The organism is Longimicrobium sp. (assembly GCF_036280135.1).
Taxonomy (GTDB): domain Bacteria; phylum Gemmatimonadota; class Gemmatimonadetes; order Longimicrobiales; family Longimicrobiaceae; genus Longimicrobium.
In genome coordinates, this window is the sequence record NZ_DASURI010000451.1 from 1 (window position 1) to 8,611 (window position 8,611).

Below are 8,611 nucleotides of genomic sequence, written 5' to 3' on the forward strand. Positions count from 1 at the left end.
CAGCCGGCAGGCGCTGGGCCGCTCGCTCGTGGGCTTCGCGGGCGCGTCGCTGCTGGCCGAGCTGGTGATGCGGACGGGGACGGAAGAGCCGCATCCCGGCCTGTACCACGCCCTGGCCGACGCGTGGGACCTCGTGGCCCAGGCGCGGAACCCCGAAGAGGCGCTGGCCGCGTCGCTCACGGGCGCGTGGACGCTCGTCGTGCTCTTGGGCTTCGAGCCGCAGGCGGCGGCGTGCATCCACTGCGGCCGCGAACTGGACGCGGACGAGCCCGTGCGCTTTGACGCGGTGGCCGGCGGGGTGGCGTGCACGGGGTGCAGGCGGGTGGGGCGCGTGCTGGATGCGGGGAGCCGGGCGGAGGTGCGGCGGATGCTGTCCGGCCACGTGCCCGAGGGCGGCGTGGCCCGCCCGGGCACGCACCGCGCGCTGCTCAAGACGTTCCTGGACGCGCAGCTGGCGCAGGAGCGGCCGTTCCGGTCGATGGACCTGTTCCTGGAGAGCGCCGGGATGGTGGCCGGCGCGCCCGCGTCCCCGGAGGGGGACGACGAGGACGGGCGGCAAACAGTTGGTGCGCCGGATGTTGCTTGACCCCGCCCGTGCGGCGCGGGTATGTTGACTGCCAATCCAACCGCAGGACCCGCATTTCGGAGGAGCAAACCACGCACGAAACCTGGTGAACAGAAAGGGTGCTGATGCTGCGTGCACCATCTGTTCTGCTCCTTCTGTGGCTCGTTTGCGGCTGTCTTTCCCCGCCCGGCGCGCACGCGCAGGGCAACGCCGCGCAGTCCCGGGGCTTTCGCCTGGAGCAGAACTACCCCGAGCCGGCAAATCCCAACACGTACATTCCCTTCGTCCTGGAGGAGCGCATCACGGCTGGTGAGCCGCGGCTGGTCACCATCCGCATCGTGAACATGCTTGGTCAGCTGGTGGCCATCCCCAAGGCGGTAGGGGCATCCGCGCGGAAGCAACGTGCCGGTGCTCAACCTTCGCTACACCGAGCCCGGCCGAAAGCAGGCGTACTGGGACGGTCGCGACCTGCAGGGGCGGCCCGTTCCCACGGCGGTGTACTTCGTGGTCCTGCAGGTGGGGGACCAGGTGGAGTACATGCGGTTCTCCGTGACCGCGCCGCGGCGAAGGTCCCGCATCTTCCCCTTCTTTCGCCGCCGGGGAGACGAGTAGAGGCCGGTTCGGACGCTCCGCGAGGAGCCCCGGGCCGGCCTTCTGCGTGGGGGGTGTGGATGGATCGAGCGGAGGAGGCGGAGTTTCTGCCGGCTCGCCGAGGGCCCCCTCCCCCCGGCCCCCTGCCCCCGCTTCGCGGGGGAGGGGGAGACCTTCATCCTGGGCATCCGGACACCTCTCGCCGGCAGCAACCCGCCCCTCTCCCGGCCTCTCCCCGCTCGTTCCTCGCGGAGAGAGGAGAACCCGGCACGTGCACGGCCGTGATTCGCGCACGAGAGTCGGCTTCTCCGCCGTGAACCATCGTCCCGGAACGAGGAACCCCGGCTCCGCGCGGAACCGGGGTACTCTGCTGCCTCTGCTCCCTCTGTGTGAGAAGCCGTTGCCGTCCGTCAGCGCTCGCGGTCGGAGCCGGAGACGCGCCGGGCAGAGAGCGCGGCGCTCTCGTCCAGCAGGCGCAGGAACTCGGCGCGGTAGCCGTGCTCGTCGTGGCCCATGGCGCCGCGCGCCAGCTGGGCCGTGGCCTCCCACGACGCCTCGCCGCGGTGCTCCGACTGGCGCAGCAGCATGCCCCACGCGGCCACGGCGGCGGCAAAGCGGAAGTCGTCGCTCGTGCGGCCCAGCTCCGTGCCCCGGTCGCGCACGGGCTGCTCGATGAGCCAGCTTCGGTCGCCGTCCGGCGCCTTGTAGCGCAGCTTGACCGTCATCAGCTCGTCGCTGGCGGCGGCGCCAGGCGTGGGGCGCACCTCCTGGTACCGCAGCGGGTCCGCCTGGGCCACCTGCGCGTTTGCCCCGGCGGGGATGATCTCGTACAGCGCCGTGACCGAGTGGCCGGCGCCCAGCTCGCCGCCGTCGCGCCGGTCGTCGTTGAACGCCTCGCTGCTCATCACCCGGTTCTCGTAGCCAATGAGCCGGTAGGCGGCCACGCGCGCCGGGTTGAACTCCACCTGCACCTTCACGTCCTTGGCGATGGTGAGCAGCGTGCCGCCCATCTCGCGCACGAGCACCTTGCGGGCCTCGGAGATCCCGTCCACGTAGGCGTAGTTGCCGTTGCCGTGGTCGGCGATCTGCTCCATCCGCGCGTCGGCCAGGTTGCCGGTGCCAAAGCCCAGCACGGTGAGGAACACGCCCTCGTCGCGCTTGCGCTCGATGAGCCGCACCAGCTCGCCCTCGCTGCTCACGCCCACGTTGAAGTCGCCGTCCGTGGCCAGCACCACGCGGTTGTTGCCGCCGGGAATGAACGACTGCCGCGCCGTCTCGTACGCCAGCAGGATGCCCTGGCCGCCGGCCGTGGATCCGCCCGCGTTCAGCCGCTCCAGCGCCTCCAGGATGCGCGCCCGCTCGTTGCCCGGCGTGCTGGGAAGCACGAGCCCCGCCGCGCCCGCGTAGACCACGATGGACACGCGGTCCTGCGGCCGCAGGTTGTTCACCAGCATCCGCAGGCTTTCCTTGACCAGCGGCAGCTTGTTGGGCTCGCCCATGGAGCCCGAGACGTCCACCAGGAAGACGAGGTTGGCGGCCGGCATCTCCCGCTGCTCCATCCGCCGCCCCTGCAGACCGACGGCCACCAGGCGGTGATGCTCGTTCCACGGCGCCACGGACACTTCCGTGGTGATGGAGAACGGGTGCTCGCCCACGGGGTCCGGGTAGTCGTACTCGAAGTAGTTGACGAGCTCCTCGATGCGCACGGCGTCGCGCGGCGGGAGCCGGCGCTCGCGGAGAAAGCGGCGCACGTTGCTGTACGAGGCGGCGTCCACGTCGATGGCGAACGTGGAGAGCGGCGCGTCGCGCACCGTGCGGAACGGGTTCTCGTCGATGCGGTTGTACTCCTCGGTATTGAACCGGGAGGTGTCGGCCATCGTTACGCGGCCGGCGGCGTTCTCCTGCACCCGGGCCATCATCGGCTGCGCGGCGGGCGGAGGGGGAGGCGGCGGCGGCGGGGGAGGGGGCGGCGGAGGCGGTGGGGCCGCGCTCATGGAGCACCCGGCCGCGGCGACCAGGAGCGTGGAGACGAACAGGGACTTCAGGGGGCGATGGATGCGCATCGTCTCGTCTCTGTTGCGGGATGAAGGCCGGGCGGCGGGGGGGCGGGCCGCCCGGCGGGTGGGTCGTGGGACGCGTACCGTCCGCCGGCGCGCGGAGTTCCGTGCCGATCCCGGACCGGGGGAACGGACGGACGGCAGCGTAGCGCCGCCGCAGACCCCCGTCAACGCCGTCTGCCACGTCCTGCTACGCGCTCCGTGGCTGGACGGTGAACCCTCGCCATCCGTCACGCGGGGCGCTACTCTTCGGGAACCTTTCGCCTCCACGCTCCGGGGCAGGCTCGAAACGGGCGCCTCCGCGCCGGACCCGACATCCTCAACGTTCCATCATGCGCGTGACGGACACGACCCGCCAGGACGAGTGGCTGTGGGGATGGGATCCCACGCCCGGCATCGTCTCCGTGTGGGCGGAGGCGGACGGGCGCGCGACCGTGTGGCGGCGGATCGTGGAGACGGGCGAAATCGTCCGCGAGGAGGTGCGCTTTCGCCCGTGGCTCCTGCTGGACCGGCTGGACGACCTGCGCCACCTGGGCGACGCTCTCGCGCCGGAGGGGACGGCGGGCGCGCGGGTGGGGTACCGCGAGCTGGAAGGGGTCGGCGAGCTGCGCTTTCTCGTGACCGCGGAGCACGGGGACGTGCTGACGCAGGCCGTGCTGCACGGGGCGTCGCGGCGCTACGGGCGGCCCGTGGGCCACCTGCGCGAGCTGGGCGCGGAGAGCGCCCTCGTCCTGCCGCCGGACGAGCAGTACCTCGTGGCGACGGGGCGCACGTACTTTCGCGGGCTGACGTTCGACGACCTGCGGCGCCTGCAGTTCGACCTGGAGACGACGGGGCTGGACGCGCGGCGGGATCGCGTGTTCATGATCGCCGTCCGCCACCCGGACGGGCGCACGGAGACGCTGGAGGCGCACGGCACGGGCGACGCGGCGGAGGCGGATCTCATCCTCCGCCTGGCGGAGACCGTGCGGGCGGCGGACCCGGACGTGATCGAGAACCACAACCTGCACGGCTTCGACCTGCCGTTCCTGGCCCAGCGCGCGGCCCGCCTGCGCGTCCCGCTCGTCCTGGGCCGATTGGAGGGCAGGGGACTGCGCGAGCGGGCCGCCCGCCGCGGCGTGGCGCGGGAGGAGGACAGCGACCGCCGCGTGCGGTTCGTGGCGCCGGGCCGCGAGCTCATCGACACGATGGACGCCGTGGCGCGCTACGACTTCGCCACGCGCGAGCTGCCGGGGCACGGGCTCAAGGCCGTGGCGCGGCACCTGGGCGTGGCCGCGCCGGACCGCGAGTACGTCCCCGGCCACCTCATCCACACGGTCTACCGGACGGACCCGGAGCGCATCCGCCGCTACGCCGAGGACGACGTGGAGGAGGTGGCCGCCATCGCGCGGCTGCTGGGGGGCGCGGCGTTCGCCCTGGCGCGGATGGCCCCGCGCCGGTACGAGCGCCTGGCGGACGCGGGGCCGGCCACGGGCGTCATCGACCCGCTGCTCGTGCGCGCGTACCTGCGGGCGGGCGCGGCGCTTCCCGCGCACCGGCTGCCGGACGGCACGCCCCACAGCGGCGCCGCGCTGCACCTGTTCGCCACGGGCGTGGCGTGGCGCGTGGTCAAGGCCGACGTGGCCAGCCTGTACCCGTCGCTCATGCGGCAGCACCGCATCGGCCCGGCGCGGGACCACCTGGGCGCGCTGCTGGCCCTCGTGGACCGACTGGTGGAGCAGCGCCTGGCCGCCAAGGCCGCCGGCCGCGCCGCCCCGCCGGGGTCCGCCGAGCGCCACACGCACGAGGCCGTGTCGGGGGCGATGAAGCTCATCGTCAACAGCGCGTACGGCTACCTGGCCGCGGGCGGGCTGACGCGCTTCAACGACGTGCACGCGGCCAACGAGGTGACGCGCCGCGGCCGCGAGACGCTGGGGCTGATGTGCCGGGAGCTGGCCGCGCGCGGGGTGACGCTGCTGGAGGCGGACACGGACGGCGTGTACTTCGCCGTGCCGGAGGGGTGGACGGAGGCGGACGAGCGGCGCGTGGTGGCCGAGGTGGCGGCGCTGCTGCCGCCGCTGGTGCACCTGGAGTTCGAGGGGCGGTACGCGGCCATGCTGTCGCACGAGCCCAAGAACTACGCGCTGCTGGGATACGACGGCACGCTCACGCTGCGGGGCGTGGCGTTCCGCTCCAGCCGGTCGGAGCCGTACGGCGAGGCGTTTTTGCGCCGCGCGCTGCTGCACCTGTTCGCGGGGGACCTGGGCGGCGTGCGCGACGCGTACCTGGAGACGCTGGACGCGCTGCGCCGCCGCGAGCTGCCCACGAGCGACGTGGGCTCGCGCGTGCGGCTGACCAAGACGCCGGCCGCGTACGCCGAGTCGCGCGATACGCGCAAGGAGCTGTCGTACGAGGCGCTGCTGTCCAGCGGGCGGACGGCGTGGCGGGTGGGGGAGAAGGTGCGCATCTACCGCACGCAGGGGGGCGGGGGCGCGGTGGTGCCCGCGACGGAGGACGGGGAGGCGGATCGGCGGGACTACGACGTGGAGCACTACGCGCGGGTGCTGCGGGACACGTACGCGTCGCGCCTGGCCCGGGCGCTCACGCCGGACGACTTCGCGGCGCTGTTCGCGAGCCCCGACCAGCTGTCGCTCTTTGCCCCCGCGCCGTCCAGCATGCGTCCCGTGCTGCAGAGCCTTTGAACTTCAACTGCGAAACTGCTTTCTCACGCAGAGCCGCAGAGGACGCAGAGTACCCCAGACCCTGCACCTACGCGGTTCCGCGCGCGGCGTCAGGCGGCTCGATCTTCGTGGATGACGCGGACGGGAGACGGATGGGAGTTCGCGATGCGGTGCACGCCCTCCTTCATCCGGACCGCGCCAAAGTTGATCAGCAGGCCCACGGGCAGGTTCAGGAGGCGCAGGTAGGTGAGGAGCTGCTTGGAGTGGACGGGCGCCAGCTTCTCCACCGACTTCAGCTCCACGATCACCCGGCCCTCCACCAGCAGGTCCACGCGGAACGCCCGGTCAAAGCGCATCCCGTCGAGCTCGAACGAGACCACCCGCTCCACCTCCACCTTCAAACCACGCTCCTGCAGCGATTTCGCCAGCAGTGCCTGGTACACCTGCTCCATCAGCCCCGGCCCGAGCCGTGTGTGCAGCCGGTACGAGGCGTCCACGATCTCACCCGTAACCTGGTTTACATCGCGCATCGGCAACCTCCACCTGGGGGACATAGAGACGGAGCGCCAAACGTAAACGATGTACAATTTGTACGAAAGCCCCTGCCAGGTGGCAGGGACCATGCGGGTTGCAGGGACCGGGGTACTCTGCGTCCTCTGCGGCTCTGCGTGAGAATGCAGTTGGCCGTAGAACCTGAACGCGCGAAGGGGCCCGGACCATTGGCCCGGACCCCCTCCGCGTGAGATCAAGATCGGTCAGCCCTTGCAGAAGCCCACGTGGTCCGTGATGCCCGCGTCGATGATGCGGCCGTAGCCGGACGTCAGGTCCAGGGTGGCACCCAGCCACGCCACGTACGCGCAGTTGGGCTTGGCGCTGAAGTCGAACACGTGGTCGTCGGGGATCGCCGGGTCCACGGGGACGATGGGATCCGGCGACGACGCGTGCCCGTCCGGCCCCACGGCCAGCGTGCTGCCCGGCACCGCCACCGGCCCCTCGAACGACAGGCTCGCCGTGCGGATGAACGGGTGGTAGACCGTGTACAGCACGTTCACCAGCGTGCTCACCTTGCCGCATCCGCCGCCGTCCACCGCCTCCTTGACGTTCACCGAGACCACGGCTCGCCCGTCGCCCGCGTGGCCGGACCAATTGGGGTGCACGTCGTACTGGAAGGTCGCGTTGATCATGCTGATGCGGTCCAGCACGTTGGTCAGTCCGGGCGGCACCGTGCCCACCTTGCGCGCCTGGAACGTGAGCTGGAACACGCGCGGCGCCGCCCGCTTGCCCGCCGGCACCGGCTTGCCCGCCTGGTGCGCCGGCGCGGGATTCCGCAGGTCGATGGTCTGGCTGGTGAGCGCGGCCGTATTGAGCACGGCCATGTCCTTGTGCCACGCCTCGAACCGACCCCGTCCGCCCACGTGCAGCTCGTTGATGCGCGGCACCTGGATCCACCCGTCGTCGGCGATGGGCGTCGTCACGTTCACCACCACGTCGCCGCCGTGGATGGCCGCGCGGTGCACCGTCACCTGCGCGGGGGCGCCGCCGGCGTAGAACGGCGTGGACTCGGAGACGTAGCTGTCCGTGTCCGCGTGGTAGTCGTAGTACACCAGCCAGCCGATCTGCGTCTGTGCCAGGTGTGTCCCGTTCAGCTCGATGGTGGGTCCCAGGGCGCCCGTGCCGTCGGGGTTGGCGTACGCGCGGGCCAGGAAGCGGTACTCCATCGCGACCGCCGCCGTGGCGTCCGGAAGGTTGCCCTCCAGGGGGATGGACCGGGTGAAGGCGTACTCGCCGGCCGTCGTCAATCCGCCCGGCGTGAAGTGGTTGTGGACGGGGTTCACCTTGTACTGGCCCACGCGCAGGAACATGGGGTCCACGTCCACCCGCACGGGGTCGCGCACCTCGCCCGTCACGCACAGGTCCGCCCGGAAGAGGGCCGGCACGTTGGCCCGGTCGGCCGCGCGGCCGCGGCTGCCGGGCTCGTTCAGCAGCGTCCCCGCGGGGCCCTGGATACGGAAGTACACCTCCGGCCCCTGCTGCCCGCCCGCGCCCAGGGGCGTGTCCACGTTCACCAGCGGCGACAGCGGCGTCTTCTTGTACTGCGCGGCGGTGTAGAAGATGACGTAGTTGCCGCCGGCGTCCGTCGTGGCCTGGCCCAGCGCGTCGTCCTGGATGCAGTCGCTGTCGAACGCGCGCACCGTGAGCCCGGCCATCCCCTGCTGGGTGCCGCACGCCGTGATCCGGCCAAAGATGATGCGCGTGCCGCGCCCCACGATGGCCTTCCAGACGTCCGGCGAGATGCGCTGCTCCCACCGTCCCTCGCGCAGGGCCGCCGCGTCCAGCCGGGCCACGGTGAACTGCGTGGCCTCGCCGCCGCCCGGCGCGGCCATCCGCACGTCCAGCTCCACGGCCGGGTGCTCGTCCAGCTCCAGGGCGAACGTGCCGTCGCCATCCGCCTGCGCCTCGGCGATCAGGCGCGATTCCTTGTCCTGGACGGCCTCCGGCGGCAGCGGCCGCGCGGGGTCCGCCGGCGGTGCGTCGCCCTGCAGCCGGTAGACGCGGACACGCGCATGGGCCAGGGGCGCGGCCACGTCGTCCGCCAGCGATCCCAGCAGCCTGCCTGTGAAGTGTGTGCTCATGGGAACCTCCGCGAGTGGAGAGAGGCCGGCGGCGCGGGTGCCCGGGGGCGCGGCGGAGAGGGTGCCGTCCCGGCGCGGGTGCCCGGCGAATCCGCCGGCGAGGGA

At 72.3% G+C, this 8,611-nt stretch carries 6 protein-coding genes; 3 read left to right on the forward strand and 3 right to left on the reverse strand.

All coding sequences use genetic code 11. The annotated features are described in order from the left end of the window. Together recO and VFZ20_RS14605 are read left to right on the forward strand one after the other, a co-directional pair. Positions 1–586, forward strand: a 586-nt coding sequence (gene recO / locus VFZ20_RS14600; RefSeq protein WP_329684636.1) for a DNA repair protein RecO, incomplete at its 5' end; no start/stop codon positions are given. Between the two features lie 381 nt (positions 587–967). After that, a complete protein-coding gene (locus VFZ20_RS14605; protein WP_329684637.1) occupies positions 968–1,177 on the forward strand; it encodes a hypothetical protein in 210 nt (69 codons plus the stop codon). A gap of 389 nt (positions 1,178–1,566) precedes the next feature. On the opposite strand, the gene VFZ20_RS14610 is transcribed toward VFZ20_RS14605, so the two are convergent. Then, the gene (locus VFZ20_RS14610) at positions 1,567–3,219 is read right to left on the reverse strand and encodes a VWA domain-containing protein (RefSeq protein ID WP_329684638.1); all 1,653 of its coding nucleotides are present in this window, start codon (positions 3,217–3,219) and stop codon (positions 1,567–1,569) included. Positions 3,220–3,545: 326 nt separating this feature from the next. On the opposite strand from VFZ20_RS14610, the gene VFZ20_RS14615 reads away from it, so the two are divergent. Then, complete coding sequence (locus VFZ20_RS14615) at positions 3,546–5,894, forward strand: ribonuclease H-like domain-containing protein (protein ID WP_414682941.1); 2,349 nt, start codon at positions 3,546–3,548, stop codon at positions 5,892–5,894. An 89-nt stretch (positions 5,895–5,983) separates the two neighbouring features. On the opposite strand, the gene VFZ20_RS14620 is transcribed toward VFZ20_RS14615, so the two are convergent. Next, positions 5,984–6,403, reverse strand: a complete 420-nt coding sequence (locus VFZ20_RS14620) for a GxxExxY protein (RefSeq protein WP_329684640.1) — start codon at positions 6,401–6,403, stop codon at positions 5,984–5,986. A 225-nt stretch (positions 6,404–6,628) separates the two neighbouring features. After that, positions 6,629–8,506 carry a hypothetical protein gene (locus VFZ20_RS14625; RefSeq protein ID WP_329684641.1) on the reverse strand — a complete coding sequence of 626 codons (1,878 nt, stop codon included), beginning with the start codon at positions 8,504–8,506 and terminating at the stop codon, positions 6,629–6,631. Positions 8,507–8,611 lie beyond the last annotated feature (105 nt).